At 28.9% G+C, this 484-nt stretch carries 1 protein-coding gene; it reads left to right on the top strand.

Annotated elements, in window-relative coordinates:
- Positions 1-72: 72 nt before the first annotated feature.
- A partial coding sequence (locus tag B2X73_RS05215) for an ATP-binding cassette domain-containing protein (RefSeq protein ID WP_291095913.1) occupies positions 73-484 on the top strand: 412 nt, incomplete at its 3' end.

Genomic DNA, 484 nt, shown 5'->3' with positions numbered 1-484 from the left:
TATTTAAATTAATTCTAAATTGTAACAAATTAACAAAAAACTCTACATATAAAGAAAACAAATTCAACTACTATGAATAAAGTTCTTGAAATTAATCAACTTACTAAAAAATTTGGCAGTTTTACAGCGGTCAACAATGTCACTTTTTCGGTAGAAAAAGGAAACGTTTATGGATTACTTGGTCCAAACGGAAGTGGAAAATCGACAACATTAGGAATGATTCTTAATGTAATCAATCCTACAGCGGGTTCGTGGAAATGGTTTGATCAAGAACCAGATAACGATTCATTAAAAAAAATTGGTGCAATTATCGAAAGCCCAAAATTCTATCCTTATTTATCAGCAGAAAAAAATCTTGAAATTGTTGCTGATATTAAAGAAGTTAATTATGGAAAAATTGACGAAAAACTTGAATTAGTTGGATTACTTTCTCGTAAAAAAGATAAATTTCAACAATATTCGTTGGGAATGAAACAACGTTTGG

The organism is Empedobacter sp. UBA7252, assembly GCF_002472765.1.
GTDB classification, from domain to species: domain Bacteria; phylum Bacteroidota; class Bacteroidia; order Flavobacteriales; family Weeksellaceae; genus Empedobacter; species Empedobacter falsenii_B.
The sequence above is the reverse complement of the archived record's forward strand: the minus strand, read 5'-3'. Positions and strand labels throughout refer to the sequence as shown.